This window comes from Rhizobium mongolense USDA 1844, from assembly GCF_000419765.1.
Classification (GTDB): Bacteria; Pseudomonadota; Alphaproteobacteria; order Rhizobiales; family Rhizobiaceae; genus Rhizobium; species Rhizobium mongolense.
Window position 1 is genome coordinate 411,833 of record NZ_ATTQ01000002.1, and the last position, 26,309, is coordinate 438,141.

Sequence of the window (26,309 nt, forward strand, 5' to 3'; positions counted from 1 at the left end):
AATTTCATGCGGGTGTCAAAATCAGCCGCGCAGGTCCTTGCGCAGAATCTTGCCGACCGGCGATTTCGGCAATTCGGTGCGGAATTCGATATGGCGGGGACGCTTGTAGTTGGTGAGGTTGGCGGCACAATGAGCCTTTACATCGGCCTCGGTCAGCGCCAGGTCCTTCCGCACCACGAAGAGTTTCACCGCTTCGCCGGAATGGCCGTCCGGCACGCCGATCGCGGCGGCCTCGATGATGCCCGGGTGCATGGCAGCGACTTCCTCGATCTCGTTCGGATAGACGTTGAAACCGGAAACCAGGATCATGTCCTTCTTGCGGTCAACGATCTTGGTGTAGCCGCGCTCGTCCATGAAGCCCATGTCACCGCTGCGGAAAAAGCCGTCCGCCGTCATCACCTTGGCGGTCTCCTCCGGCTTCTGCCAGTAGCCGGCCATGACCTGCGGGCCGCGAATGCAGATCTCGCCGATCTCGCCGAGCGGCAGGGAATTGCCGTTTTCATCGCGGATGTCGATCTCGGTAGAGGGCAGCGGCAAGCCGATCGAGCCGGTGAATTCCGGCGAATCGAAGCGGTTGGCGGTTGCAACCGGCGAGGTCTCGGAAAGGCCGTAGCCCTCGGTGATATGCGAGCCTGTCATCTTCAGCCAGCGCTCGGCGACCGGCCGCTGCACCGCCATGCCGCCGCCCAGCGACATGATGAGCGAGGAGAAATCGAGCTTGGCGAAATCGGCATTGTTCATCAGCGCGTTAAACAGCGTGTTGAGGCCGGGGAAGATATGGACGTTCGACTTGGCGAATTCTTTGACGAAGCCTGGGATGTCGCGCGGATTGGGTATCAGGATGTTGTGCGCGCCGAGCGACATGCCCATCAGCGAGTTCACCGTAAGCGCGAAGATGTGATAGAGCGGTAGCGCACACATGAAGTTGAGCACGTCCGGCTGCTTCTTGAGCTCGAAAGCGGATTTCAGCCAAAGCTGCAGCTGCCGTTTATTGGCAAGCAGGTTCTGGTGTGTCAGCACCGCACCCTTGGCCACACCCGTGGTGCCGCCGGTATATTGAAGGAAGGCGATATCGCTGCCGTTGATGACCGGCGGTTGCAGCGGCCTGCGTGCACCCTCGTTCAAGATCTGCTTGAATGCCTTGTGCTGCGGGATCGACCAGGAGGGGACCAGCTTCTTCACGTTGCGGACGACGAAATTGACGATCACTCCCTTTGGACCCAGCATTTCGCCAAGCGAAGTCACCACCACATGGCGCACATCGGTCTTTGCCAGCACCTGTTCGACCGTGCGTGCGAAGTTCTCCAGTACGAAGATCGCCTTGGCACCCGAATCGCGCAGCTGGTGTTCCAGTTCGCGCGGCGTATAGAGTGGATTGACATTCACGACGACCAGGCCGGCGCGCAGGATGCCGTAGACCGCGATAGGGTTCTGCAGCACATTCGGCATCATCACGGCGACCCGGTCGCCTTTCTGAAGACCGGTGCTTTGCAGCCAGGCTGCGACCTTGCGTGTCTGCTCTCCGAGCTCCCGATAGGTGAGTGTCTTGCCCATGCTCGAGAAGGCAACGCGATTCGCATAGGTCTTGCAGGATTTTTCCAGCAGATCCGCCAGCGAACCATGTTCCGGCGGCGGCAGTTCGGCCGGTACGATCGCGGGATAGGCGGCAAGCCAAGGCTTTTCCCGCTTCGCGCCACCTGGATGGACGGAAATGCTGCTCATCGTGTCTCTCTCCCTATCCGGCAAGGACGCCGGTCTGCGGCTGCCGGTCGGATGATCCTCCATCCTCCGAAGGGCAGCTTATGCCAATGCTTGAACGGTTCAAGCTGGATTAGAGTTACACTAACTTTGACGTAAACGTCAACGTGCTTCCACCGTTCCGGTCATCCGGAACTTTTGAGTCCGAAGACGCGTTCTATTTCCATGACTGACACGTGAGGAGAAGCAGAAATGCTCAATGAAGAGGCTGATGTCAGCCGCGTCGATCCCAATGTGAAGGATACGCCGTCGCTGATTGCAAGTGACCGCGTTGAGGGCACTCGTGTCTATGGCGCCGATGGCAAGCACATCGGCTCGATCGAGCGCCTGATCATCGGAAAGCAAGACGGCCGCGTGGCCTATGCCGTGATGAGCTTTGGCGGCTTCCTGGGTATTGGCAATGACCACTACCCGCTGCCTTGGGAAAAGCTGACCTACGACACGCAGCTTGACGGCTACCGTATCGATCTCACGAAGGAGGAGATCGAAAACGCGCCGAGCTACGCGGACGATGACGACAACTGGTACAACGATAATAGCCGCCGAATCTATGACTACTACGGCGTGCCACCTTACTGGATGTAACGTCGTTCGCGCGAACGAGCCGGAAAGGGCCCCGCGGCTGGCGGGGCCTTTTTGGTGTCGTCAAAGGAGATCGTTGGCCGAGCGAAGAACCACGCCCGGGACGATGTCGTCCGAAGAGACTGGCCTCTTCGTATTCAGTTTGAAAACATGGCTCTCGCCTGGCAGCAGCGAAACAAGCATGGAACCTACTACTGCATTCGGATCCAGCCGGTCGGCCATCAGGCAAATATCCTTCAGAAAGCTTCTGGCCGTGACCTTCACCTCGCATCCGTCGACAACACGGGTGACTGCGACGTCGAACTGCGGCCTCGGCAACTTCAAGTCGACATCCTCGACGAAATAGTGGAAGGCGCGTTTGTCGAGCATCTCTACGACGACCACCTCGTCTTCAGCCGTATCTGGAGTGGCGATGTCGTCCGGCAGGATGAATTCCTTGGCTTCGAACCTGTCGCAGAGCAGCCGCCAGAATTCGAATTCGGCAAGCACCGTCCCGTCGAGCTTTATGCGCCTGCCGCTGATTTTCGACCGCCAGAAGAGCGTCCGCTCGTTGACGGCTACGGCGGCGAGCTTATCTGCCCGCGGTTGGATCGTCAGCAGGCGCGGATCAAAAGCGTGTTGCAGGGCGTACCAGAGCGGCTTGCGCCGCCCCGCGGAATCGAGTGCGGACCAGGACGTTACCGGCCAGCAATCGTTGAACTGCCAAACGACTGCACCTTTGCAGATGCCGCGATGCGAGCGCATATGCTCGACGGCGAAGCGGATCGCGCGCGCCTGGTTCAACTGTGTAGCGAAATGCCAGTCGCCCATCGTCTTCGGCACCGGCAAATGGCTGGCAAGGCCGCGGATCAGCCGCTCGTTGCCATGTGTCGCCTTTTGATGATGGAAGACGCCATGTGATTGCGGCGTCAGCGGATTGTCATGTACGCTTTCTTCGAGCGTCGCCCAACTCGGTGGCGCCTGCCAGCCGAATTCGGAGCAAAAGCGCGGGATATAGTTGCGATAGACCTCGTAGCCGACGTCGTTCCACACATCCCAGATATGCTTGCAGCCGTGTTCGTCCGCATTAGGCGCGATATCCATCGTGCCGGAATAGGGACTCCCGGGATAATAGGGCCGGTCGGGGTCGAGTTCGGCACACAGCTTCGGGAGCAGATCGAGATAGTAGCCAAGCCCCCAGGTAACGCCCTCCTTGATGATCGGCCGCCAGCCCCACTCATCGAAGCCCCAGATATTCTCGTTATTGCCATTCCAGACGATGAGCGAAGGGTGTGACATCAGCCGGACGACATTGTCACGTACCTCGGCTTCCACTTCGCTACGAAGCGGCTCTTCCTCCGGATAGGCAGCACAGGCAAACAGGAAGTCCTGCCAGACCAGCATCCCGGCGCGGTCGCACGCCTCGTAGAATCCATCGCGCTCGAAAATGCCGCCGCCCCACACGCGCAGCATATTGATGTTTGCTGCCTTCGCCTCGTCGATGCGCGAGACATAGCCGTCCGAAGTCACACGAGAGGGGAAGCAATCGTCGGGAATCCAGTTCGCGCCGCAGATGAAAAGCGGCACCTCGTTGACGATGAAAGTGAAGGCTGAGCCATGTGCGTCCGGCGCAGTATCTAGCCGGACAGAGCGAAAGCCGATCTCCTTGGAATAGCTATCGAGTAAGTCATCGTTTACGCTATCGCGCAACTCGATCTTCAGCGGATAGAGTGGCTGGGCGCCGAGATGATGCGGCCACCAAAGTTGCGGCGATGGAACACGGATGTCGAAGCTGGCGTCTCCGGCATCTTCCGCAATCTCGACGGTATGAAGTACGCCCGCAATCTCGGCGTCGATCCTGCAGGCACCCGATGCGCCATGCTTCGCCAGCTTGGCATGGACCTTCACCAGGCCATCGCCACCTGCAAGCGTCGCCGATACCCGCGTCTCGAAGAGCCGTGCCCGATCCCAGCTTTCCAGCCGCACCGGCTTCCATATCCCCGCAGTCACCAAGGTCGGTCCCCAGTCCCAGCCGAAATTGCAGGCCATCTTGCGCATCAGGTTGCCGGGCCCCGGATAATTGTTGGGCCGGTAGCCGTAATGCTTCTCCATCTCCGCGCCGTGGGCATAGGCGGAATGGAAGGTGACGCTGAGTTCGTTGACGCCGGCCTTGAGCAAAGCTGAAACATCGAAGCGGTAGGTACGATGCTGGTTGAAGGTTCGCGCCACCTCCTCGCCGTTCAATCGGATCGTAGCGATCGTATCCAACCCGTCGAAAACCAGCTCATGAACTTTGCTCTCATCAGGAGCGGCTTCGAAGCTGCAGCGATAGGTCCATTCCGTCCTGCCGATCCAGTCGTTGCTGATCTCGTTGACGTCGAGATAGGGGTTGGGGATCAGCCGGTTTGCCAGAAGGTCGAGATGCACGCAGCCGGGAACGGTTGCGGGCATCGATTCGGGCAGTCCGGGATGCCCTGTATCGTTGCAGGAGAGCGCCCAGCCGCTTTGGAGTTCGGCTTTTTCGATCATGGAGGTGCTCTTACTGGAAACGACCGTGACGCTGCAGAATTTCGATCTTGTAGCCGTCGGGATCGGTGATGAAGAAGAACAAGCCGAAGAGCTTTCCGTCGCGGTTGAGCTCGACAAGCTTGCCGGGATTGAGGCCGGCTTTCGTCAATCGCTCGTGTTCGACGGCGACCTCATCGACCGAAACGGCGAGGTGACCATAGCCGTTGCCGAGGTCGTAGGATGCGGTACGGCCCTTGTTGATCGTCAGTTCCAGTTCGAATCCGGTCTCGGCATTGCTCATATAGATCAGCGCGAAGGTCTCGAACTCGACCCGATCGGCGACTGTCAGCCCCAAGACCTTGCTGTAGAAATCGACGGAGCGCCCCTCGTCGAGTACGCGGATCATGGAGTGGATCATCTTTGCCAAGGCGGCCTCCCATTGCCAGTATTGCGGCAGTCTTGGTAGCTTTCCCGTTATGCGGGGCGCAAGCCAATTCTTTGCGTGATCGCGCTTTCGATGAGGCCCATTGCATCGTAGATCAGCACGGCCATCAGGCCGACGATGAGACCGCCTTGCAGGATGAAGGCTGTATTGTCGGAGATCAGGCCGGCGATGATGACCTCGCCAAGGCCCTTTGCGGCAACCGTCGAGCCGATCGTCGCCGTGCCGATATTGATGACGGTCGCGACCTTTAGTCCCTCAAGGATGAGCGGAAGCGCAAGCGGCAGCTCAACGCGGAAAAGCCGCTGTGTCCCATCCATCCCCATGCCGTCGGCGGCATCAAGAACGGATGGCGAAACCTGACGCAATCCGGAGACGGTATTCTCGAAGATCGGCAGCAGGCCATAGAGAAAGAGAGCGATCAGCGTCGGAGCGGCGCCGAAGCCTGTGGCCGGAACGGCAAGCGCCAAGACGGCGACCGGTGGGAAGGTCTGCCCGGCATTGGCAATCGCGCGCGAGAGCGGCAGGAAATCCTCGCCGCTTTTCCGCGTCACGAAGACGCCCGCAAGAACCGCCAGAATGGCACTGCCGACGATCGAGACGACCACCAGCTCCATGTGGCCGAAGGCAAGCGATGGCAGGCTGTTTTGCGTGTAGACCGGCGGTGCGTTGTTGCTGGTCAGCGGCACCAATATGAAGGAAAGCCACTCGGTCCTGAAAAGCAGGATCAGGAGTAGCCCCAGAGCTAAGAAACGAAAGAGGTTGGCGACGACAAGCTTCATGCCTTGCGGCCCAGTTCGAGAAGCCGCGTCATGGAGATCGAGCCGACCGGAGCCCTGTCGGCATCTTGTACCGCTGCTTCCTCGACCCCTTGCCAGATCATTTCCGCGAGAGCGTCCCGAAGGCTGATCGATTGCGGCAGTGCGTAAGGCAGCCCTGTCTTGGCGGGCGCCATGCTTGCCTTGAGCGGCAGCAGCGACATCAGTTTCAAGGCCCTGTCGGAGGTACCGGTCAACTGTTGCACGAAGGGGTCGGCCGGTTCGGTCAGTATCTTTTCCGGCGTCGAGCATTGCAGCAGCCTGCCCTCGCTCATGACGGCGATCTGGTTGCCGAGGTGGAAGGCCTCGTCCATGTCGTGGGTCACGAGAATGACGGTCGTGCCGAACTGCTTTTGGATCGCCAGAAGATCGTCCTGCGCCTTTCCGCGGATAACTGGATCGAGCGCACCAAAGGGCTCGTCCATCAGCAGTAGCTCTGGTTCAGCAGCGAGCGCGCGGGCTACACCGACGCGTTGCTGCTGACCGCCGGAAAGCTGATGGGGGTATTTTTCGGCAAAACTTGCCGGATCGAGATTGAAGAGACCGAGGAGCTCGTCGACGCGCCCGGCGGTGCGCGCTGCGTCCCAGCCCAGCAATTCGGGTACGGTTGCGATATTCTGCGCCACGGTCCGGTGCGGAAAGAGCCCATGACCCTGGATTGCGTAGCCGATCTTGCGGCGGAGATCTGTTGCCGGCACGTCCATGACATTCTGCCCGGCGACGAAGATCTGCCCTTCGGTGATCGGGACCAGCCGATTGATCATCCGCATCAGCGTCGATTTGCCCGAACCGGACGTGCCGACGATGACGGTGATCGAACCTTTCTCGACACTCATCGAGACACCATCGACGACGGTTGCAGCGCCATAGCGTTTGGTGACGTTCCTGATCTCGATCATGGTCATGCGGCGGATCCCCGTATGCTGTCGATGACCGCATCGAGGATGACGGCCGATGAAAAGGCGAAGAAGACGGTCGGCACGGCGCCGAGCATCACGAGATCCATGGCGGTCTGCCCGAGGCCCTGGAAAATGAAGATGCCGAAGCCGCCGCCGCCGATGAGCGCTGCGATCGTCACGAGGCCGATCGCTTGTACGAGCACGATTCGGATGCCGGTGAGAATGACTGGAAAGGCAAGCGGCATATCGATGCCGGTCAGGATTTGCCGGCGCGTCAGTCCCATGCCGGCGGCCGCATCCCGCACTGAAGGATCAACGCCCTCAAGACCGACGACCGTATTAGCGACGATCGGCAGCAAGGAATACAGCACAAGCGCGATCAGCGCTGGCGCCGTGCCAATCCCGCGGATGCCGAGGTCCGCTGCAAGCGGCACATGCGTTGCGATATAGCCGAGCGGCAGCATAAGGATGCCGAAGAGCGCAAGGCTCGGGATGGTCTGGATCAGGCTGAGGCTCTGCAGCACGGCGGCGCGCAGCTTCGGTACCCAGAAACAGAAGATGCCGAGCGGCAAGCCGACGACGATCGCGATCGCAAGCGAACCGAGGGCAAGCAGCGAATGGGCGACCGCCTCGGACCAGAATTGCGCAGACCGCGTTGCGAACTCCTTCATGATCGACAGGCTGTCGAGCAGGCCGGAAGAAAGGCAACCGGCCAAGAGCGCAGTGTAGCCGATCAGCGCGGCGACCCGCATCCACGGCGTCAGGCGGATCTTGACGAGCGCATCCGAAATGATGAGACCGACGACGGCAAACAGTACCCAGAAACCGCCTCCCGGCGTCATGCGCGCCGCATTGCTGTTGGGTGGAGTAAAGGCCGCGGCGACGAGACCGATCGCCGCGACCAGTGCTGCCAGCCCAAGCGTCGCAATCGCAAGCCGCAACGGGGCGCTCTGTGCAAAGAGTGCAGCAAATGCGGTGGCGACCAAAAGTATGGCGAGGATGATGATGGAAGGTTGGTCGAGAAGCTGCGTAAGAAGCATCGGCTTGCCGGAGGCAATGCGGTTTGCCTTCACATAGATGAAGGGCAAAAGGGCCGTGGCGATGATGCCGGCAACCACGAGAACCACGCCGAGCCGATCCAATTTGCGGACCGCTAAGGTTTCTTCCATCGATCCATCCTGTCTGGAAAGCAGCCGCTCCGCCCTGCGATGGGGCGGAGCGTAAGAAGATTACTTCAGGAAGCCCTTTTCCTTCAGATAGGTCTCGGCAACAGACTTTGCCGGCTCGCCGTCGACCTGGATCCTGGCGTTCAGCTTTCGCAGTTCGTCGGCCGTCAGGCTCTTGAAGATCGGAGCGAGGATTTCCTCGATCTTCGGGTTCGCCTTCAGTACGTCCTCGCGGATGATCGGGGTCGGTGCATAGACCTGCTGCACGCTCTTATCGTCTTCAAGGACGGTGAGTTCGGCCGCTTCGATTGCGCCGTCGGTGCCATAGACCATGGCGGTGTTGACGCCGTTCGTCTGGTCGGCGGCGGCCTTGATCGTCGCTGCCGTGTCGCCGCCGGAAAGGACGACCATCTGGTCGGGCTTGAGTTGGAAGCCGTAGGTGGTCTGGAAGGCGGGAAGCGCACCGGCCGAGTTCACGAACTCGGCGGAAGCTGCAAGCTTCGCAGCGCCGCCGCCGGTCACCCATTTGCCGAAATCGGACATGGTCTTGAGGTTGTTCGGACCGGCGACATCGTTGCGAATGCCGAGCGCCCAGGTGTTGTTGGCAGGCGAGGGGGCCAGCCAGACGATCTTGTTGGCATCGTAGTCGAGCTTCTTGGCCATCTCGTAGCCCTGCTCGAGGTTCTTCCAGGCTGCATCATCGGCCTTGTTGAAGAAGAAGCCGGCATTACCGGTATATTCCGGATAGATATCGATCTCGCCGGCCGTGATCGCCTTGCGCACGACCGGCGTCGCTCCCAGTGCGATGCGGTCCTGCGTCTTGATGCCGTTGGCGTTCAGCGCCAGCGCAATGACGTTGCCGAGCAGCGTGCCTTCCGTATCGATCTTCGATGAGACGACGACGTCGGCAGCATGGGCCGCACCCGCCGCAAAAGCGGAAAGTGAGACGGCAAGCGCGAGTTTCTTGAGCATGGAGTGTCCCCTTGGTTACACCGTTTGACCGTCGCGAGGGCCCGGCGGGAACCTTCGCGCATGAAATCCCCCGGCCAAAGCGCATAAGCGATCATGCCGGACATACGAGCATCATGGAAATAGTGTGCGCTCTCGAAAAATCGATGCAACCCCTCTCCAGTTTCTGCAGTCGCGGCGCGATTATGGCCGTGAAAGCATCACCGCGCGCGAAATCGCATTTCCTTTTGCAAGGCCGCGGCGGTTTGTTTTTGTCCCCTTGCGTGTTTCCGCAATCTTCCGGTGCTCTTTAATCGGCACTGCTGCCCCGCCCGGATTTGTTCTTGAAAAAGACGATAGCCCGGCAATTCCGCAACAGGGATATCTTTTTTCGTGAACACATCATATCGTCCGGTTTTTCAGTCACTTCCGGAGAATGTCTTGCATCTCGGTGCCCTTTTTGTCGCCAGCCACGTTCTCGCCTCGGGTTCGGTTCGAGAAACCGCGCGGCGCTTCTCGCTCGCGGCCTCCACTGTATCGTCGGCGGTCAGCAATCTTGAGAGTGAGCTTGCGATCAAGTTGACCAAGCGCAGTTCCGGTGAACTTGTCAAACTGATCGCGAGCGGCAAGGTGCGCGACGCGCTGCAGCCCATCATGCACGCGGTCGAGCAGCTTTATGAACTCGCCGGCGAACTCGTCGAAGCCTTCGAAAGCTGGGCATCGCGCATCCCGATCAAGCTCGTGACGATCGAGCGCTTTCTGGAGGTCGCAGATCAGGGCAGCATCAATCGTGCCGCCCGGCGTCTCAAGCTTGGCCAGCCGCAACTTTCATTGCAGATCGCCAATCTTGAGAAGTTCGTCGGTCATCAGCTTCTCGAACGTCAGGCGCAAGGCTCGACGCTGACCGAGAAGGGAAGGCGGGTCTACGGCATCTTTTCGGCGGTGAGCCAGGCATGGAACGATCTCAAATCAACGGCCGACGAACGCTATCGGCGTGCGGCGCGTTCGCTGCGTATCGGATCGATCATTCCGACGGGTGCGGAAAGCTGGGTTGCGCGCTGCCTGGGCGCTCTGGTGGCCGATTGGAATGCGGGGCGCAGCAAGAATGCCATTTCGCTGATCTCCATGACTGCCGATGATCTGCGGGAAGCCCTCAGATCTGGCCGCATCGACGTGGCGATCCTGGATTCGGTGTTCGAGCTGGAAAGCTTCGGACATCGCGAACTCCTTCGCACCGATCTGGTGGCAATCGCGCCGCCGGCAAGTACCGGGCTGACTGTCGCCGATCTGGTGGCCGAGCATCCCATCTGCACGCCGAGCGAGCGAACCGGCCTGGGCGATGCCGCAACCGCACTGAGCCGCGAGCGGACCGTAAGCCGCCGCTTTCGCAATCAGGACATCATGGCGGCGGATTCACTGCCGGTGATCGTCGATCTTGTCTCGAACCACGGCTACGTCTCGTTCCTCGGACGCGTCAGCGCGCTGCCGATCGCCGATCGCGTCCGTATTGTCGAACTCGCCGAACACATCCCGATTTCCTATCATGTCGCCTTCAATCATCGGAAAGCATCGGCGGATGCCTGCGCCATGATTGCTGCAGCCGTGCACAAAATCATCTCGGAGCCTGTCGCGAAAACCGCTGCTGTCGCCTAAAGAGGCCGTCGGGCGGATGAAGGAGATTAGAAAGATGCCGGCTTTGCTGGAAGTGTGCGTGGACAGCCCGAAGGGCCTTGCTGCCGCAATCGAAGGCGGCGCGGGCCGTATCGAACTTTGCTCGGCGCTCGAACTGGGCGGCCTGACGCCGGTCGCAGGTCTCATGAAAGCCGCAGCATCAGCGCCGATCCCAGTCTACGCAATGATCCGTCCGCATTCCGGGCCCTTCATCTTCGATGCAGCGGACGAGGACGCAATGATAGCGGATATCGATGCCGTCCGCGCTTTCGGCCTCGCCGGCGTTGTCATCGGCGCCAACCGACCCGACGGAACGCTGGACATGCCGCTCATCCACCGCTTGAAAAAGCATGCTGCGGGTCTGGGCTCTACGCTGCATCGCGCCTTCGACCTCGTGCCGGATGCCGATGTTGCGCTGGAGCAGGCCGTCGAGCTTGGCTGCGAGCGCATCCTCACCTCCGGTTGCGCGCCGAAAGCGATGGATGGTCTCGAAACGCTGAAGCGTATCTCCGCAAAGGCCGCCGGCCGGATCTCGATCATGCCCGGCAGCGGCGTGCGGTGCGCCAATGTCGCGCAAATTCTGCGCATGACAGGCGCCCGGGAGGTCCATGGCTCGTGCAGTTCACCGGCGAACATCGATCCGCGCGCCGTCTCTTTCGGTTTTGCGGCACCGGCCTCCAATCAAACCGATGTCGCGGTCGTCCGGCAGATGCGCCAGGCGATCGACGCGGCTTAAGCGGCCACTTTGATGACGGCCTTGATCAGGCCGGTCTTTTCATGCGTCCAGAGGGGGAGGTCGCGCGGCGCGTCGGCAAGCGTCGTGCGGTGCGTGATCAGCTTGTCGACTGGCACCAGACCTTTGGCGATCGAATCCGCGACATGCTCGAAGTCGGCGCGCGTCGCGTTGCGGCTGCCGATGACCGTCATTTCGCGCTTGTGGAATTCCGGGTCGGAAAAGCGGATCTCATCCTTCACGACGCTAACCAGCACCAGTGCGCCGCCATGCGCCACGAAACTGAAAGCCTTCTCCATCGAAGGACCGTAGCCCGTCGCGTCGAACACGGCATCGAAGCCGTCGCCGTCCGTCTTCGCCTTCACGGCTTCCGCCGTTTCGTCATTGGCGACAATGCCGGAGAGGAAGCCGAATCGCTCCGAAGCCATCTGCAACCGTTCGGCACTGGTGTCGAGCAGTGTCACGTCATGCCCGGCAATCCGAGAGAAGATTGCAGCCCCGAGCCCAATCGGACCTGCGCCGATGACCAGCGTTCGCGAGGCGGCGGGCGCCATCGAACGCCGGACGGCGTGTGCGCCGATTGCCAGGAACTCGACGGTTGCTGCCGCCTCGAGGCTCAAGCCTTTCGCGGCGTAGAGATTGCCGGCCGGTACGATGATCTCTTCGCAGAACGCTCCATCGGTGTGGACGCCGAGCACCTTGATACTCGTGCAGCAGTTCGGTTTGTCTTGCCGGCAGGCAACGCAGTTGCCGCAGGAAAGGTATGGATTGACGATCACTGGCGTTCCGGCAGTCATCGTGACACCGTCACCCGCCTCGAGCACGGTTGCCGAGATTTCGTGGCCCATGACGCGCGGATATTCGAGGAAGGGGTGTTTGCCCTCGAAGATGTGATAATCCGTGCCGCAAATGCCGACGTGGCTGACGGCAAGCCGGACCCAGCCGGGGGCAGGGGTTCCGGGGGAGGGGCGCTCGACCATTTCGAGCACGCCGGGCTTCTGGCAAAGCACTGCTTTCATGATGTGTCTCGCATTCAGAACATGAAGAAGCCGGTCGCGGGACCGGCTTCACGATGTTTCTTCGATCTCACTGGCTCCGGCGGCGGCGCAACTGATCGAAATAGACGATCACGATGATCAGCAGACCGGTGATGATACGCTGCCAGAATGAGTTGACGTTCAAGAGGTTCGCGCCGTTGTTGATCGTGGCCAGGATGAAGGCGCCGATCAACGGACCATGAACCGAGCCGATCGCACCGAAAAGGCTGGTTCCGCCGATAACGGAAGAGGCGATCGCCTGCAGTTCCCAACCGTCGGCCTGGGTCGCGTTGCCGATCGCGATGCGCGAGGCAAGCAGCACGCCGACAAAGGCGGCGAAGGTCGCCGAGAGAATATAGGCGAGATAGATCATGCCGTCGACGCGCACGCCGGAAAGGCGGGCAGCTTCGCGGTTGGAGCCGACTGCAAAGAGATAGCGGCCCCAGCGGCTCAGATGCAGGAAGACGAAGGACGGAACCGCGACGAGTATGACCATCCAGAAGAGGCTCGGCACGCCAAGAAAATTGGCGCGGGCGAAATTCGTGAAGGGCTCGTTGACGATATTGATCGTCGATCCATTGGTGATGAGCAGCCCGATACCACGCAACGAGGTCAGCGTTGCCAAGGTGATGATGAATGGCGGCAGCCCCATCTTGACGATGCCGAAACCGTGAAAGGCTCCGATCCCGACCCCGATTAGCAGCGTGATGAGAATGGAGGCCCATACCGGAACCCCCGCCTGCAGAAGCCACGCGAGGATGACACCGGCAAAGCCGACGATGGCGCCGACGGATAGGTCGATGCCGGCCGTAATGATAACGAAGGTCTGGCCGAGCGCCAGGATTGCCGTCATCGCGCCCTGCCGCAAGAGGTTCGAAATATTGAGCGGCGTCCAGAAGCTGGCGGTGACGATGCCGAGGAGGATCCAGAGGAAGAGAAGTAATCCGATCAGGGTCAGGCTGAACAGGATGTTCACTTTTCGGCGCGGCGGCGGGGCGACGATTTCCGTCGGGGTTACAGTCATTGGTTCTCTCTCCCTCTTATTCTTTCACTCAGACGCCGATCGCTTCGCCGAGCACTTCTTCATGCGTCGCCGCGTGGTAGTCGTGGCTTGCGACCAACTGGCCGCGGCGGAAAACGTGCAGCCGGTCAGCAAGCTCGTAGACTTCCGGCAGATAGGACGAGATCAGGATGATGCCTGCGCCTTCCTTCAGAAGCTTGGCAAACAACCGGTAGATTTCCGCCTTTGTACCGACATCGACACCAACTGTTGGCTCGTCGAAGATGAACAGGCGTGCGCCGTGGCTGAGCCATTTGCCGATGACGACCTTTTGCTGGTTGCCGCCCGACATGCTGGATGCGAGCACACGGCGGCTCGGGGTCTTGATTGAAAGATTGCGAATCTGCCGGTCGGAATTCTCCGATTCCTCGCTGTGGCTGATGACCGGGCCTTTGCTCAGCCTCTTGAAGACCGGCAAGTTGATATTGAGACTGATAGACAGGTTGAGGCAGAGCCCCTGATCGCGGCGGCTCTCGGGCGCAAGCGCGATCCCGAGCTCCATCGCCGTGCGTTCGTTCCTGATATCGACCTGCTTGCCCATCCAGCGGATTTCGCCGGCCGTCGTCTTTTCGCGGCCGTAGAGGCCGAGTGCGAATTCGCTGCGTCCTGCCCCGATCAGGCCGTAAAGCCCGACAATCTGGCCGGCCTTCACGGTCAGCGATACGTCCTCGAAACCAGGCCCCGAAAGCCCGCGTACATCCAGGATCGTTTCGCCGATCGGAATTTCTTCCTTGTGATAGATTTGTTCGATCGAGCGGTTGATCATCAGTGCGATCAACTCCGCCTCGTTCGTCTCGCCGATCGTGCGCGTGCCGACATGGGTGCCGTCGCGCAGTACCGAGACGCGGTCGGCAAGCTCGAAAACTTCTTCCATGCGGTGGCTGATGTAGACGATCGTCACGCCTTCGCCCTGCAGGCGACGGATGAGCTTGAAGAGTTGTGCAGATTCCTGTCGGGTAAGATAAGCCGTCGGCTCGTCGAAGATGAGGAACTGCGTACCGCGCATAGCTGCGCGTGCCGTTGCAACGAGCTGCTGCTGGCCGATGGTGAGCTCACTCAGCAGGACATTTGCGGGCAGGCCGAATCCGAGATCGTCGAGGACGGCCTGTGCCATCTTGACCATCTGCTTCTTTCGCATGAGGCCGTACTGGTTGACTTCGTCGCCGAGAAAGAGATTGGCCGCAACCGTCAAGTGCGGGCAGAGCACCACCTCCTGGTGGACGGCGTTGATGCCGCGCGCGATCGCCTCGTTCGGCGTCGCAAGTGCAACGGGATGGCCGCACCAGAAAACTTCCCCGGCGGTTCGGCTGATCACACCTGTCAACAGCTTGATGAGGGTTGATTTGCCCGCACCGTTTTCGCCGACTATCGCGTGAATTTCGCCGGCCAGAAAGGTCATCGTCGCAGGCTTTAGCGCTTGGACATAGCCATAATTCTTCTGCAATGCCCTGAGCTCGAGGATCGGTGAGCCCGCAGGAATGCGGTTTGCCTCTTTCAGTGTCGCGCTGTCGTCGTGGCGATGACTGACCTCTTCCAGGCTCATGGACGTCTCCTCCTCACGAATTGCTGTCTCCTCCACCAGCGATCCGCGCCCCTCGGGGAAACGATAACACAGGTGAAGAAAAGGCTGCGCGGAATTTCTCGCGCGCAGCCTTGGCTCGTGTTTACTGGATCTTCGGATTGATCAGTGCATCGATCTTCGGGTCGCTCATATTCGCCTTCGTGACGAGGTTCGCGCCGGTGTCGACGTTTTCTTCGACCTTCTCGCCCTTCGAAACGGCAAGCGCGGTCTTTATGCCGTCATATCCCATGCGATAGGGGTCCTGCACGACGAGACCCGCCAGCGAACCTTCCTTCAGGAAGCCGACTGTCTTTTCGTCGCTGTCGAAGGCGATGACCTTGATCTTGTCGCCGAGCTTGTTTTCAGCGATCGCTTGGCCAACACCCTGCCCCAGGATCAGGTTGGAGGCAAAGACCCCGACGAGGTTGGGGTTGGCGGTGATCAGGTCGGTCATCATGTTGAGGCCGGTCGTTGCCTGGCCGTCACCGTATTTGTCGGCAATGACCTTCAGGCCGGGATACTTGGTCTTCACCTGATCCAGGAAGCCTTCGCGGCGCTGCTCGAGCGAGCCGACGCCCGGAAGATTGGTGAGGATCACAACTTCACCCTCTTCCTTGCCCGTCATTTCCTTGATGGCTGCGGCCAGACCGTCAGCTGCGATACGGCCGCCCTGAACGTTGTCCGTCGTCAGGAACGACTTGAATGCCTTGGAATCGGCGCCAGAGTCGATACCGATGATCGGAACCGATTTGGCGGCTTCGTCGATCGGCTTTCCGAGCGCCTTGAACTCGGTCGGCGAAATGACGACGGCGGCGGGTTTGCCGGCGACGGCGTTTTCAAGAATGCTGATCTGGCCATTGATGTCGGATTCGGCCTGCGCGCCGAGTTCCGGGACGTTGACGCCGAGATCCTTGCCGGCCTTGCGGGCGCCGGCGAGCACGATCTGCCAGTAGAAGGACGTCGTATCCTTGACGATGATCGGGATCGTCACGTCGGCTGCAAAGGATGGGACCGGCATTGCAGTTGCGATGACGGCGGCGCCCGCGAGAGCCGTGAAGGCTCGGCGAGACAGAATGGATTTCATGCGCATGTAGGTTCTCCTCTTAGGGTGCGTTCTCCTCCAAGAAACCAGACCGCTGAACGCAGGCGGACGATTTTTATCTATAAAAAACAGTTGCCGAAGGAAGCTAGCCGAGACCTTTCCAAATTGCAAGTGGCTAGAGGCCGGCTGCGGCTGGTGTCGACTATACTCTCAAGCTCCTGTTTTTAAATCAATTAAACTGCATTCTAAAATAAATCTCAGCCGCGATAGACTTCATGCGGATGCACGACGCCTTTCTTCAGAATAAGATTTCCATACAGCCGGAATTCGGTCGTCGCGACGATATAAGCCGCCTTCCTGGCATGCTCGTAGAATGCGAAGCGTTCAAGCTGTGCGATCCGGAAGTCGCCAGCCCGCCTGCTCACAATCTCCTGGAATTCGACGCACACCTCCGGCATGGCGCCGGGATCGCCGACGACCTCCATGCGCCATGCCGTTTCCGGAACGAACGTGTCCAGCGGCATATGCGTCAGGATCGCTTCGGCCATTTCGGTCGCCGTTACGCCATCGGCACGAATGACATCCGGTCCCATTGTGCTCGAGGGAAAGTTGGCGTCCGCGATGACAATGTCGTCGCCGTGCCCCATGCGCGCTATGGCGCGCAGAAGATCCGGGCTGAGAACGGGATGAATTCCTTTGAGCATGGTCTGGTCCTTAAACACGCACCGCGTCTTCGCCAAGCGGGGGCGCAACGAGTGTCAGGGGGTCGAATTCAGGGAAGATCGTGTCGGGTAGCGCGGGCTCGAAGAGCTCCATGTTGCGCTTGAGGCTGGATGCCTTTGCCGTCCCGATCAGCACGGAAGAAACGGCTGGCTCGCGGAGCGGGAATTGCAGCGCGGGGGCCGCGAGCACAACGCCGTGACGTTTGGCGATGTCTTCCATCGCGCCCACCTTGGCAAGTACGTGCGGTGTCGCGGGCATGTAGTCGAAATGCGAGCCCGGCACCGGACCGGTCGCAAGGATGCCGGAGTTGAAGACGCCGCCGACAACCAGAGACGTGCCTTTCTTGCGGCAGAGCGGCAGCAGCTCCGCCACAGCGGAGCGATCGAGCAAGGTATAGCGCCCGGCCATCAGGATGGCGTCGATGTCGGCGTTGCGCATGACATCGAGACAGACAGGAACCTCGTTGACGCCCAGGCCGAAAGCCTTGATCGCGCCCGATGACTTCAGCTCTTCCAGCGCCTTGATGCCGGAATTGAGAAAATTTTTCAGGTGGACAGCATTCTTCGCGGCACCGTGCGTGTAGCTGCCGATGTCGTGGACATAGAGAATATCGATGCGATTAAGCCCCAGCCGCGCATAGCTGAAATCGACCGATCGCATGATGCCGTCATAGGAATAGTCGTAATCGGCATCGAAGGAGAGGGGGTCGACATAGCTGTAGTCCGGCACCGTACCGCTCGGCACGGGCCGCAAAAGCCGGCCAACCTTGGTCGAGAGCACATATTCCTTCTCGGGCTTCGCCCTCAGGAAATCGCCCACGTAGCGCTCGGCAAGGCCGAGGCCATACCAGGGCGCCACGTCGAAATAGCGGATGCCGCTCGCCCAAGCAGCTTCCAGCGTTTCCATTGCCTGTTCGCGCGGGCAGGCACGGTAAAGGCCACCCAGAGCCGCGGCACCGAAACTGATTTCGGTGACCTTGAGTTCGGTCTTGCCGATTTTCCTCGTCTTCATCTTCCCTCCCCGTGAAGAGCCGATTTCTGTTAGAGCGTTGCTCCCAAATGCCACGGTACGAATTCGTTGTCGCCGTAGCCGAATTCCTCGCTTTTCGTCTTCTTGCCGGAAGCCGTATCGATGATCAGGTCGAAAATTTCGCGCCCCTTGCCGCTGATCGTCGCATCGCCGGTGGCGATCGTGCCGCAATCGATATCCATGTCCTCTTCCATCGAAGCAAAGAGCGCCGAATTGCTGGAGAGCTTGATCGAGGGCGCGGGACGACAGCCGAAACAACTGCCGCGGCCGGTCGTGAAGGCGATCATGTTTGCGCCGCCTGCAACCTGCCCCGTCGCGGAAACCGGGTCGTATCCGGGCGTATCCATGAAAACGAGTCCCGGTGCAGTTACGCGTTCGGCATAGCTGTAGACCGCCGTCAGCGGAGACCGGCCGCCCTTGGCGACTGCGCCGAGCGATTTTTCAAGAATGGTCGTCAATCCGCCGCGCTTGTTGCCGGGCGAGGGGTTGTTGTCGAGCGAGGCGCCATGCAGTCCGACATATTTCTCCCACCAGGCGATCTTGTCGTCGAGCTTCCTGGCCACGTCCTCGTTGATCGCGCGGCTGCGCAGCAGATGCTCAGCGCCGTAGATTTCCGAGGTTTCGGAAAGGATTGCGGTACCGCCGGCTGCAGCGAGGAGATCGGCTGCGACGCCGAGCGCCGGATTGGCGGTAATGCCCGAAAAGCCATCCGACCCACCGCATTGCAGGCCGATGATGATCTCGCTGATGGGGATCGGCGTGCGCCGCTCCCTACCGACATCGGCGGCGATCTCCCGGAGCATCCCCATGGCGCGTTCGACGGCCCGCCGCGAGCCGCCGGCATCCTGAATGTTGAAGTGCCGCTTGGCATTGCCGGCACCGCTTTGGCCGTAGAGCGTCAGCTGGTTTACTTCGCAGCCAAGGCCGATCATCAGCACGCCACCGAAATTGACATGGCGCGTGTAGCCGGCAAGCGTGCGGTGAAGGACCGACATGCCGTCACCCGTCGAGCTCATGCCGCAGCCCTGGTCATGCACGATCGGCACGAAGCCGTCGATGCCCTCGTAATACGGCAGGATGGTGCGATTGGCCTCGTCTGCAATCGCACGGCAGACGGTGGTGGAACAGTTCACGCTGGCGATGACGCCGATATAGTTGCGGGTCGCGGCCCGGCCATCCTGGCGGCGGAAACCCATGAAGGTCCGCGCGCGGTCTTCCGCGGTCGCCGCTTCCGGCGCGGAATTCGCAGTTGCCGCCAGACGGTCGTTCTCGAAATGCAGGTTGTGGCTGTGGATGTGATCGCCTGCCTTCACCTCGGCAGTCGTGCGGCCAATCGCCTGGCCATATTTCACCACCGGCGTGCCGAGCGGGATGTCGGCGATCGCAACCTTGTGGCCGGGTTCGATTTTTTGACGGGTCTTTATACCTGCGACGGTCGCTCCGGCTTCGATCGCTGCCGTTGCGACGGCGACGTTATCTCCAGCAGACAGGATGAGCCAAGGCAGTTTGTTCAATTGTCTTCTCCCTGAGGAACGCGCCCGCTGCATCGGCAAAATGCGCATTGATTTTGTTTTTTATCTACAATAAACATTTTCAAGTCAACGGGAATATTGTTCCTGTGGTCAAGGGAGGCAAACAGCCGCAGATGGCCAGGAAATAGGCTAAAGGTCGCAGTCGATTAGCGCCTGCGCGCTTTAAACTTTGCAGGTTGCAAAGTTTAAAAGGCACGAGGAAAGAGCGGGGTGGTATGGCAAGGCAGAATACGGTCTTCAAGGAAGCCTATAACAGGTATGCTGCTGCTCTACGCCCGGATGCCGCCTTGCCTTCCGAACCGGAAATCGCCGCGCAGCTCGGCATCAGCCGCAGCACGGCCCGCGCGATCTTGACCCGCCTGAACGACGAAGGCATCATCCGGTGGAACAAGCGCCAGAAGATCGTGCTGCGCGTTCCCACCGAGAAAGACCTCTTTCCGTCCGAAGAGACGGATTCGCTGCACGACATCATCGAGCGCAGCTTCATGCAGCGCATTTTGTCGGATGATGCCGCGCCCGGCATGCAGATCAACGAGCTGGAGCTGGCTCGTGAGATCGGCACCGGTACGACCAGCGTCCGCGAATTTCTCATCCGTTTCTCGCGCTTCGGCCTCATCGAAAAGCGGCCGAACAGCCACTGGATCCTGAAAGGCTTCACCCGCGAATTCGCATTGGAACTGGCGGATGTCCGCGAAATGTTCGAGCTCCATTCGGCCACGGAATTCGGCAAGCTACCGCCCGAAAGCGAAGCCTGGGCGGCGCTGGCCGATATCAAGGCCGAGCATCATGCGATGCTCAACGATTTCGATGCGCGCTACAAGGAATTCTCAGCCCTTGACGAGCGCTTCCATCTGTTGATCCACGGCGCCGCGAAAAACCGGTTCATCGCGGACTTCTACGATGCGATCGCGATCATCTTCCACTATCACTACCAGTGGAACAAGGCGTTCGCGCGCCAGCGCAACGGACGCGCCATTCACGAACATCTCGATTATATCGCGGCGCTGGAATCACGCGATCAGGCGGCAATCGACTTCTCGTGCCGCCTGCATCTGCGTTCTGCGCGCCAGACCCTTCTTCAGTCGCTGCCGCAGAATCCTGCCGAGCCGCCTCCAGCTTAGGCCGCCGCAGTGGGCATGTGGATCTAATGGGCGGTATAGGCCCCGTCCACGAGATGGTAGCTTCCAGTGATGAAGCTTGCTTGTTCGGACAGAAGGAAGCACACGAGGGCTGCGACTTCCTCCGGCCTGCCGCGCCTGCCCATCGGCTGAAGCGCTTCCATACGCCGGCTTCCCGCTATCGCCAGATGCTCGGTCAAAAGCGGCGTTTCGATCCAGCCGGGGCCGACGGCATTGATGCGGATGCCCAGCCTCGCATATTCGATTGCGGCAACCTTGGTCAGGCCGACAACCCCGTGCTTGGCGGCCGTATAGGCTGCTGTAAATGGCAATCCAACCGAACCGAGGGCGGAAGACATGTTGACGATGGCCCCGCCGCCGCCTTGCAGCATGGCGGCAATTTCATGCTTCATGCAGTAGAAGACGCCGTTCAGGTTGACGTTCATCAGGTTGTGCCAATTGTCGAGCGGGTAGTCTGCCGTCGCCTTTCGGGGGCCGTCTATGCCTGCATTGTTAACCGCCAGATGCAGACCGCCGCATGTCTCGACAGTGTAGCCGATCAGCTTTTCCACAGCCCCGGCATCCGTGACATCGACCGCAAAGTCCCGCGCCCGCCCACCCTTTGAACGGATCTCCGCTGCAAGGTTGCGTGCGGCATCAGCATCGAGATCGGCAATGACAACCTCTGATCCCTCATCAGCGAGCTGCCGGCAAATGGCTGCACCTATACCGGACCCTCCGCCGGTTACGAGCGCGACTTTCCCCGTGAAGTCAGGCTTCGTCATCAAGTCCCTCCTCGTTATCCCTGCCACTAGTCGAGCAGAGGCACGCCACTGATGCAAGACCTTTCATAACCGCAAGCAAGGCGGCCGCTGGTTCTGCGAGCCCTTCACCCATCATGCTCCCGCCTGGCAGCGCCCCGGCCCTTGAAGGACGGCAGCGCAGGTTCCAGGTGAACGAAAGCGTTGGCACCTTTCAGCTTTGACGCGAGGCTTGGCCAGTTGGCGCCGGGATGTTAAGACGAAGAATAGGGTCGATCGATTGCTTAGCAGGTAGAGATGGAAAAAAAACACGTTGCGCGCCGGGGGCTCCTGCTGGGCAGTCTGGCGTTGATGGTATCTGGATGTGCTTCAACGACAGGATGGCAGGTGGGGTCGATGTTTTCGTCGACGCCGCGAATCAGCTCGCGCTACCGGCGGCGGCGCGTGCCATATGACGGAAGCGAGCCGGCTGGAACGATCGTGGTCAACACCTACGAGCGTTACCTTTATCTGGTCGAAGGCGGCGGCGAGGCCCTGCGCTATGGCGTTGCAGTCGGCGAGGAGGGACTGACGCTCAAGGGAAGGGCGACCATCGGCCGGAAGGCGGAATGGCCCTCGTGGATGCCTACAGCGAGCATGATACGGCGCAAGCCGCACTTGGCGCAGTATGCGGGCGGTGTTTCGGGCGGACCCCACAATCCGCTTGGCGCCGCTGCCCTTTATCTCTACAGGGGCGGACAGGACACCCTGTTCCGGCTGCATGGAACGAACGAGCCCTGGTTGATAGGGCAGGCGGTTTCCAATGGATGCATTCGCTTGACCAATGAGGACATCGTCGACCTCTACAGCAGGGCTCCGGTGGGAACGCCAGTATTGGTCATATGATGCTTACATTTTGCAACGATAACGCCACGGTCTGTTAGGCATTATGAGGCGCCGGGGGCCGCGCAGAGGCAAGGTGTGTCCTTTCTGCACTTGGCTTAGGCGTATTTTGCGGCTATTAGTAGAAGCGTTGCCTTCGATAACCTATTCCGTGCTAAGGAGAGGACTACTGATGAGCAGAATTCTGATCATGTGCCTAGTTGCGTTGTTTTCCGTTGCAAGCCTGAGCGCTTGCGGGTCGATCGGTAAGGGCAAGGGGAAGGCCCCGCCGCCCGTAGCGGAAACGGCTCCGGCACCAGTATATAAGTAGCAACTAACTGTTGCTGAATGGGAGGGGGCATTCGTGGCCCTTCCCAACGTCGTGCAGTCCGGGCTGGACCTGCCTTTCAGCTTGCAGCGCAAAGATTGGCGTCAAGCGGGGCATGTGTCGATGCTCGCTCGATACCGGGAGATGAAGTGTAGCGATGACGCTTGCAAAGGGCCGTCTATCACTTGTAATTCTATTCGCTCTCGCGCTCACCTCATGCCAGACAGAAGACAAGCCACCGCAGCCGCGATTCGTTTCGGATGCGCGGGGGGGGTCTGTTGGCGAATCATCGCAAAAAAGAGATGGCCAGTACTTTATTGAATTCCGCTCGCGCTATGCGCTGACCTACGGCCACACCTACGTGATATTCGGGCGGTTGAATAACGCTGGCGGGATGGTCAATCCGGAGGTCGCGGGGCTTGCTCCAGCGAGCAACGATGCCGCCCCTTACGTTCTCGGCCACTTCCTGCCCGTGCCGGCCGAAACCGGGGCCAGTGACGGCGACCTTGAGGAGACCTACAGGTCGGCAAGCTGGCGCGTTCTTCTCACTCCATCGGAATACGATGAGACCGTTGCCTTCATACGCAAGCTGAAGGCCAAATCCAAGTTTTGGCAGGCTTCGGTTTATAACTGTAACGCTTTCGTAGCAGAAATCGCTCGCTCGATGGGCTATAAGGCGCCCAGCATCTGGCTCCGTCCGCAACAATTCGTGACGCAGCTTCGCGAAATGAACACCTAAATGCGAGCGGGCAAGCTGCTATACCGCTTCTCCATCCAGTCGGTTGCAGGACGCAGCAGGGCTCTGGAGACTTAAATTGAGCATAGCTGTTGTCGGCAAGATCCTGTGGGTGCTCGGCGTCGTTGCCTGGTATATCATCCGATATCCCTTCGAGCGCCGCGCCAAGCGCGTGCGTGTCGTCAGTCACCGCCGTTCTCATATCGAGAAGATCGGGCTTGCGTCGGCGGTGCTCGGTCTTGCGATCGTGCCGGGGTTCTATGTCGCCACCGGCATGCCGCAAGCAGCCGATTATCCGGCCCGCGCCTGGGCGGTGGCCGTCGGGGTGGTGCTCTTTGCCGCCGCCATGTGGGTGTTTCGCAGAACCCACAAGGAACTCGGCCGCAACTGGTCCATCACGTTGGAGATTCGCGATCAGCATCAGCTGATTTGCAGCGGCCCCTACGCTTTCGTCCGCCATCCCATGTACACGTCTTTCCTGCTGATGGGCCTCGGCCAGGCCTTTCTCCTGTCGAACTGGATCGTGGGGCTTGCTGGTCTGATCGGCTTCGCAATCCTCTTTTTTCTACGGGTGGACAAGGAAGAGCGTATGATGCTGGAGATTTTCGGCGCGCAATATCGCGCCTATATGGACAGGACCAAGCGAATTATTCCCTATCTTTATTAGAGGAGGCATGATGCGAGGCCGAACCATCAAGCTTTCGGCGGCACGGCGCCTTGTCGGGGATCTGATGCGGTTCTCCATCGGAGTGCCGCGGGTCACCGTGCAGCGGCAGATGAACCTCGGCCCGCTCCAGACGGCCAGATTGGCCCAGCCAAGCAGGCCGTCCTGGACCGTACTCTTCTTGAAGGGATACGCGCTTCTCTCCCGGGAGACACCGGATCTTAGGCGCGCTTACATCAAGTTCCCGAGAGCTCAGCTCTATGAATATCCCGAAAGCGTGGCCTCGATTGCCCACGAGCGCGAATATGGCGGCGAACGGGTCGTCTTGCTGAGCTCTATCAAGGCCCCCGAGCGGCGGCCGATCGCCGAACTCGAGGCCCTGATCCAGGCGGCGCGCTCACGCCCGGTCCTGGAAATCAAGGAGTTCCGGCGAGCATTGAAGTTCGCCCGTGCGCCGGCGCCTTTGAGGTGGCTGTTGATGTGGCTCGGGCTGAATATCGGGCGGCAGCGTGCCCGCCGATTCGGCACTTTCCAGCTGTCGGTCTATTCCGGTCTCGGGGCAGAGTCACTCAATCCCCTTTCGCCTTTGACCACGCTGTTCAACTACGGCCCGATCTCGGCAGATGGATCGGTCACGGTCCGGATCCACTACGATCACAGGGTCATGGACGGCGCCAATGTCGCACGGGCGCTGGAGCGGTTCGAAAAGATATTGAACGGCGAAGTCGCCAGCGAAGTAAAGAGCATCGCCCCACTCGCCCCACAGGGTGCCGCCGCTCCCGATACGGCGGCTTCAGGTACGGCAATATGATCATGCAGAGTGAGTTTCGTCCGGCCGCCGTCGTGGTCGGTGCCTCGCGCGGCATCGGCAGGGCAATTGCCAAAGTCGCCGCCCGGGAGCGTGGGGCCGTCGTTGTGCTCGTTGCGCGATCGCCTGAAGGTCTGGCCGCTGCCGCGGCAGACGTGCGGGCGGCGGGCGGCGAGGTATTCACGCTGGAACTGGATCTCCTTGTGGCCGATGCCTCGGCGCGTTTGCAGGACTTCCTGTCTGCAAACGGGTTGTACTGCGATGTCCTGGTCAACAGCGCCGGATACGGATTACGCGGTGCGGCAACACTCCTGCCCATCAAGGACCAGCTTGGCATCATCGATCTCAATATGCGCGCCCTCGGCGACCTGACCTTGAGCTTTCTGCCCGCAATGGCGGCGCGCGGACGCGGTGGTGTGCTCAATCTCGGTTCCATCGCCGGTTTCGCGCCGGGGCCGAATATGGCCCTGTATTATGCGAGCAAAGCTTTCGTGCGCTTCTTTTCGGAAGCGCTCCATCAGGAACTGCGAGGCACGGGCGTGACGGTCACATGCGTCGCTCCCGGACCGGTGTCGACCGAGTTCCTCGAAAAATCCGGCGCCAGCCGGGCAACGCTATTCAAGATCTTGCCGAAGCTCGATTCGGACTATGTGGCCGAACGCGCCTGGCGCGGCTTCAAATCCGGCCGCCGCCTTGTGGTCCCCGGCATCTCGGCCAAGCTCATAGCCCTTGCCGCAGCCCTGCTGCCTTCTGCAGCAACGCTCCCGCTGATCGGCCGCCTGCAGCGCCGCAGCGGCGATCCATGCCCGTGCGGTTCAGGCAAGACTTTCAAGGAATGCCGCCGCCTTCGCCATCGCGCAATGACGACGGGAGGTCCTTGACTGGCGACGCCCAAGGCGAGCCGAAAGCACGCAAGGTGTCCGAGCGGTTGCTTTGTCCACAAGCCGGCAGAGCTGAATAGGGTCGAAATAGAAGCGGGCAAAAAACAGAGTTCATTCAGCTCTGCTTGCGGCTGCTCGCATTCTTGAATGCGATGTATACTTCGATGCCTTAACCGCCGATTCCATCTCCGTTTGAACTACGCTGCCGGGTTGGCATTGCGGCGCGTGGTCAACGGTTGGGCAACAGCATCAACACCAAGCAGTGCGCAAACGCTGCCCAAGCCGTCCCCTCGCGACTTCCATAAGGCGAGCGAAGAGTGGCGAGGACCAGAGCGCATTCGCGAACAAATGGAGGCGCTGCATGGCCAACGGCGCGGGCATGACGCCTACGAGGGCGGCCAATCCGTCTGGCTCGTGTGGAGGTCGGGGAAAGGTGTGTCAGTGTCGTAGGTCGTTTATCTGACCTTCGAAAGTGCGTGCGCGAAGAGGTCGACGAAATACCTTCTGAGGAGGGTGAGGGTCGAGTTCGCAGATATGAACGCAAATGGTGCCGCTTACGTGACTCGAACACGTGACCCCATCATTACGAATGATGTGCTCTACCGACTGAGCTAAAGCGGCAACTTGGCGGCCGAACCGTGCGGCCCGCGATTTGCATGGCGCT

At 60.2% G+C, this 26,309-nt stretch carries 25 protein-coding genes and 1 tRNA gene; 10 read left to right on the forward strand and 16 right to left on the reverse strand.

The features are described 5' to 3' along the window. Nucleotides 1-21: 21 nt before the first annotated feature. Nucleotides 22-1,722, reverse strand: coding sequence for a long-chain fatty acid--CoA ligase (locus A3C3_RS0105195; protein ID WP_022713558.1), 1,701 nt, complete (start codon nt 1,720-1,722; stop codon nt 22-24). A 228-nt stretch (nt 1,723-1,950) separates the two neighbouring features. Here A3C3_RS0105195 and A3C3_RS0105200 point away from each other — a divergent pair, with 228 nt between their 5' ends. Beyond that, nucleotides 1,951-2,343 (forward strand): PRC-barrel domain-containing protein, encoded by a 393-nt coding sequence (locus A3C3_RS0105200; protein ID WP_022713559.1) that lies wholly within the window; start codon nt 1,951-1,953, stop codon nt 2,341-2,343. Nucleotides 2,344-2,403: 60 nt separating this feature from the next. On the opposite strand, the gene A3C3_RS0105205 is transcribed toward A3C3_RS0105200, so the two are convergent. From A3C3_RS0105205 to osmF, 6 genes are read right to left on the reverse strand one after another with little or no spacing between them, the layout of a single operon-like run. Beyond that, nucleotides 2,404-4,848, reverse strand: coding sequence for a glycoside hydrolase family 2 protein (locus A3C3_RS0105205; RefSeq protein ID WP_022713560.1), 2,445 nt, complete (start codon nt 4,846-4,848; stop codon nt 2,404-2,406). Nucleotides 4,849-4,858: 10 nt separating this feature from the next. Further along, nucleotides 4,859-5,254 (reverse strand): VOC family protein, encoded by a 396-nt coding sequence (locus A3C3_RS0105210; RefSeq protein WP_022713561.1) that lies wholly within the window; start codon nt 5,252-5,254, stop codon nt 4,859-4,861. Nucleotides 5,255-5,301: 47 nt separating this feature from the next. After that, nucleotides 5,302-6,051: an ABC transporter permease gene (locus A3C3_RS0105215; RefSeq protein WP_022713562.1), complete on the reverse strand. Its 750-nt coding sequence runs from the start codon at nt 6,049-6,051 to the stop codon at nt 5,302-5,304. Continuing rightward, a complete protein-coding gene (locus tag A3C3_RS0105220; protein ID WP_022713563.1) occupies nt 6,048-6,992 on the reverse strand; it encodes an ABC transporter ATP-binding protein in 945 nt (314 codons plus the stop codon). The genes A3C3_RS0105215 and A3C3_RS0105220 overlap by 4 nt, the downstream gene beginning before the upstream one ends. After that, the gene (locus tag A3C3_RS0105225) at nt 6,989-8,155 is read right to left on the reverse strand and encodes an ABC transporter permease (protein WP_022713564.1); all 1,167 of its coding nucleotides are present in this window, start codon (nt 8,153-8,155) and stop codon (nt 6,989-6,991) included. Before A3C3_RS0105225 ends, A3C3_RS0105220 begins: the two co-directional genes overlap by 4 nt. 60 nt (nt 8,156-8,215) lie before the next feature. Next, nucleotides 8,216-9,124 carry a glycine betaine ABC transporter substrate-binding protein OsmF gene (gene osmF / locus A3C3_RS0105230; RefSeq protein WP_022713565.1) on the reverse strand — a complete coding sequence of 303 codons (909 nt, stop codon included), beginning with the start codon at nt 9,122-9,124 and terminating at the stop codon, nt 8,216-8,218. 417 nt (nt 9,125-9,541) lie between these two features. Between osmF and A3C3_RS0105240 the strand changes: the two genes are divergently transcribed. After that, nucleotides 9,542-10,753 (forward strand): LysR family transcriptional regulator, encoded by a 1,212-nt coding sequence (locus A3C3_RS0105240; RefSeq protein WP_022713567.1) that lies wholly within the window; start codon nt 9,542-9,544, stop codon nt 10,751-10,753. A 34-nt stretch (nt 10,754-10,787) separates the two neighbouring features. After that, the gene (locus tag A3C3_RS0105245; RefSeq protein ID WP_022713568.1) at nt 10,788-11,507 is read left to right on the forward strand and encodes a copper homeostasis protein CutC; all 720 of its coding nucleotides are present in this window, start codon (nt 10,788-10,790) and stop codon (nt 11,505-11,507) included. On the opposite strand, the gene A3C3_RS0105250 is transcribed toward A3C3_RS0105245, so the two are convergent. From A3C3_RS0105250 to A3C3_RS0105280, 7 genes are all read right to left on the reverse strand, one after another. After that, nucleotides 11,504-12,523 (reverse strand): zinc-binding alcohol dehydrogenase family protein, encoded by a 1,020-nt coding sequence (locus A3C3_RS0105250; RefSeq protein ID WP_022713569.1) that lies wholly within the window; start codon nt 12,521-12,523, stop codon nt 11,504-11,506. The two genes, A3C3_RS0105245 and A3C3_RS0105250, sit on opposite strands and share 4 nt — an antisense overlap. A gap of 67 nt (nt 12,524-12,590) precedes the next feature. Further along, the gene (locus A3C3_RS0105255) at nt 12,591-13,565 is read right to left on the reverse strand and encodes an ABC transporter permease (protein WP_022713570.1); all 975 of its coding nucleotides are present in this window, start codon (nt 13,563-13,565) and stop codon (nt 12,591-12,593) included. A gap of 28 nt (nt 13,566-13,593) precedes the next feature. Continuing rightward, nucleotides 13,594-15,144, reverse strand: a complete 1,551-nt coding sequence (locus A3C3_RS0105260; RefSeq protein WP_022713571.1) for a sugar ABC transporter ATP-binding protein — start codon at nt 15,142-15,144, stop codon at nt 13,594-13,596. A 121-nt stretch (nt 15,145-15,265) separates the two neighbouring features. Next, nucleotides 15,266-16,252, reverse strand: a complete 987-nt coding sequence (locus A3C3_RS0105265) for an ABC transporter substrate-binding protein (protein ID WP_022713572.1) — start codon at nt 16,250-16,252, stop codon at nt 15,266-15,268. A 209-nt stretch (nt 16,253-16,461) separates the two neighbouring features. Further along, nucleotides 16,462-16,908, reverse strand: coding sequence for an RbsD/FucU family protein (locus A3C3_RS0105270; RefSeq protein ID WP_022713573.1), 447 nt, complete (start codon nt 16,906-16,908; stop codon nt 16,462-16,464). 10 nt (nt 16,909-16,918) lie between these two features. After that, entirely contained in the window at nt 16,919-17,938 is a 1,020-nt protein-coding gene (locus A3C3_RS0105275) for an aldo/keto reductase (RefSeq protein ID WP_022713574.1), read from the reverse strand. A gap of 29 nt (nt 17,939-17,967) precedes the next feature. Further along, nucleotides 17,968-19,470: a UxaA family hydrolase gene (locus A3C3_RS0105280; protein WP_022713575.1), complete on the reverse strand. Its 1,503-nt coding sequence runs from the start codon at nt 19,468-19,470 to the stop codon at nt 17,968-17,970. 233 nt (nt 19,471-19,703) lie between these two features. Here A3C3_RS0105280 and A3C3_RS0105285 point away from each other — a divergent pair, with 233 nt between their 5' ends. Further along, on the forward strand, nt 19,704-20,609 hold the full coding sequence (locus A3C3_RS0105285) for a GntR family transcriptional regulator (protein ID WP_022713576.1): 906 nt from the start codon (nt 19,704-19,706) through the stop codon (nt 20,607-20,609). A gap of 23 nt (nt 20,610-20,632) precedes the next feature. Here A3C3_RS0105285 and A3C3_RS0105290 read toward each other — a convergent pair whose 3' ends face one another. Next, complete coding sequence (locus A3C3_RS0105290; RefSeq protein WP_022713577.1) at nt 20,633-21,391, reverse strand: SDR family NAD(P)-dependent oxidoreductase; 759 nt, start codon at nt 21,389-21,391, stop codon at nt 20,633-20,635. A gap of 273 nt (nt 21,392-21,664) precedes the next feature. On the opposite strand from A3C3_RS0105290, the gene A3C3_RS0105295 reads away from it, so the two are divergent. The 6 genes from A3C3_RS0105295 to A3C3_RS0105315 all read left to right on the forward strand — a co-directional run bounded on the left by A3C3_RS0105295 (nt 21,665) and on the right by A3C3_RS0105315 (nt 25,645). Continuing rightward, on the forward strand, nt 21,665-22,252 hold the full coding sequence (locus A3C3_RS0105295; RefSeq protein ID WP_022713578.1) for a L,D-transpeptidase: 588 nt from the start codon (nt 21,665-21,667) through the stop codon (nt 22,250-22,252). Nucleotides 22,253-22,421: 169 nt separating this feature from the next. After that, entirely contained in the window at nt 22,422-22,559 is a 138-nt protein-coding gene (locus A3C3_RS46645; protein ID WP_074060058.1) for an ABC transporter, read from the forward strand. 154 nt (nt 22,560-22,713) lie between these two features. After that, a complete protein-coding gene (locus A3C3_RS0105300; protein ID WP_022713579.1) occupies nt 22,714-23,295 on the forward strand; it encodes a hypothetical protein in 582 nt (193 codons plus the stop codon). Between the two features lie 76 nt (nt 23,296-23,371). Next, nucleotides 23,372-23,959, forward strand: coding sequence for a protein-S-isoprenylcysteine O-methyltransferase (locus tag A3C3_RS0105305; protein ID WP_022713580.1), 588 nt, complete (start codon nt 23,372-23,374; stop codon nt 23,957-23,959). 10 nt (nt 23,960-23,969) lie between these two features. Next, the gene (locus A3C3_RS0105310; RefSeq protein WP_028739418.1) at nt 23,970-24,767 is read left to right on the forward strand and encodes a hypothetical protein; all 798 of its coding nucleotides are present in this window, start codon (nt 23,970-23,972) and stop codon (nt 24,765-24,767) included. Further along, nucleotides 24,764-25,645, forward strand: coding sequence for an SDR family NAD(P)-dependent oxidoreductase (locus A3C3_RS0105315; protein WP_022713582.1), 882 nt, complete (start codon nt 24,764-24,766; stop codon nt 25,643-25,645). Before A3C3_RS0105310 ends, A3C3_RS0105315 begins: the two co-directional genes overlap by 4 nt. 545 nt (nt 25,646-26,190) lie before the next feature. Here A3C3_RS0105315 and A3C3_RS0105320 read toward each other — a convergent pair. Continuing rightward, nucleotides 26,191-26,266 (reverse strand) — tRNA-Thr (locus A3C3_RS0105320). Nucleotides 26,267-26,309: the final 43 nt, after the last annotated feature.

Excerpts from the sequence above, each read along its gene's own strand:
- A3C3_RS0105215 (WP_022713562.1), bottom strand. The coding sequence starts at position 6,051 with ATGAAGCTTGTCGTCGCCAACCTCTTTCGTTTCTTAGCTCTGGGGCTA.
- A3C3_RS0105245 (WP_022713568.1), top strand. The coding sequence starts at position 10,788 with ATGCCGGCTTTGCTGGAAGTGTGCGTGGACAGCCCGAAGGGCCTTGCT.
- A3C3_RS0105310 (WP_028739418.1), top strand. The coding sequence starts at position 23,970 with ATGCGAGGCCGAACCATCAAGCTTTCGGCGGCACGGCGCCTTGTCGGG.
- A3C3_RS0105205 (WP_022713560.1), bottom strand. The coding sequence starts at position 4,848 with ATGATCGAAAAAGCCGAACTCCAAAGCGGCTGGGCGCTCTCCTGCAAC.
- A3C3_RS0105295 (WP_022713578.1), top strand. The coding sequence starts at position 21,665 with ATGGAAAAAAAACACGTTGCGCGCCGGGGGCTCCTGCTGGGCAGTCTG.
- A3C3_RS0105195 (WP_022713558.1), bottom strand. The coding sequence starts at position 1,722 with ATGAGCAGCATTTCCGTCCATCCAGGTGGCGCGAAGCGGGAAAAGCCT.
- A3C3_RS0105270 (WP_022713573.1), bottom strand. The coding sequence starts at position 16,908 with ATGCTCAAAGGAATTCATCCCGTTCTCAGCCCGGATCTTCTGCGCGCC.
- A3C3_RS0105290 (WP_022713577.1), bottom strand. The coding sequence starts at position 21,391 with ATGACGAAGCCTGACTTCACGGGGAAAGTCGCGCTCGTAACCGGCGGA.
- A3C3_RS0105220 (WP_022713563.1), bottom strand. The coding sequence starts at position 6,992 with ATGACCATGATCGAGATCAGGAACGTCACCAAACGCTATGGCGCTGCA.
- A3C3_RS0105225 (WP_022713564.1), bottom strand. The coding sequence starts at position 8,155 with ATGGAAGAAACCTTAGCGGTCCGCAAATTGGATCGGCTCGGCGTGGTT.
- A3C3_RS46645 (WP_074060058.1), top strand. The coding sequence starts at position 22,422 with ATGAGCAGAATTCTGATCATGTGCCTAGTTGCGTTGTTTTCCGTTGCA.
- A3C3_RS0105315 (WP_022713582.1), top strand. The coding sequence starts at position 24,764 with ATGATCATGCAGAGTGAGTTTCGTCCGGCCGCCGTCGTGGTCGGTGCC.
- A3C3_RS0105250 (WP_022713569.1), bottom strand. The coding sequence starts at position 12,523 with ATGAAAGCAGTGCTTTGCCAGAAGCCCGGCGTGCTCGAAATGGTCGAG.
- A3C3_RS0105285 (WP_022713576.1), top strand. The coding sequence starts at position 19,704 with ATGGCAAGGCAGAATACGGTCTTCAAGGAAGCCTATAACAGGTATGCT.
- A3C3_RS0105265 (WP_022713572.1), bottom strand. The coding sequence starts at position 16,252 with ATGCGCATGAAATCCATTCTGTCTCGCCGAGCCTTCACGGCTCTCGCG.
- A3C3_RS0105200 (WP_022713559.1), top strand. The coding sequence starts at position 1,951 with ATGCTCAATGAAGAGGCTGATGTCAGCCGCGTCGATCCCAATGTGAAG.
- A3C3_RS0105275 (WP_022713574.1), bottom strand. The coding sequence starts at position 17,938 with ATGAAGACGAGGAAAATCGGCAAGACCGAACTCAAGGTCACCGAAATC.
- A3C3_RS0105300 (WP_022713579.1), top strand. The coding sequence starts at position 22,714 with ATGACGCTTGCAAAGGGCCGTCTATCACTTGTAATTCTATTCGCTCTC.
- osmF (WP_022713565.1), bottom strand. The coding sequence starts at position 9,124 with ATGCTCAAGAAACTCGCGCTTGCCGTCTCACTTTCCGCTTTTGCGGCG.
- A3C3_RS0105255 (WP_022713570.1), bottom strand. The coding sequence starts at position 13,565 with ATGACTGTAACCCCGACGGAAATCGTCGCCCCGCCGCCGCGCCGAAAA.
- A3C3_RS0105260 (WP_022713571.1), bottom strand. The coding sequence starts at position 15,144 with ATGAGCCTGGAAGAGGTCAGTCATCGCCACGACGACAGCGCGACACTG.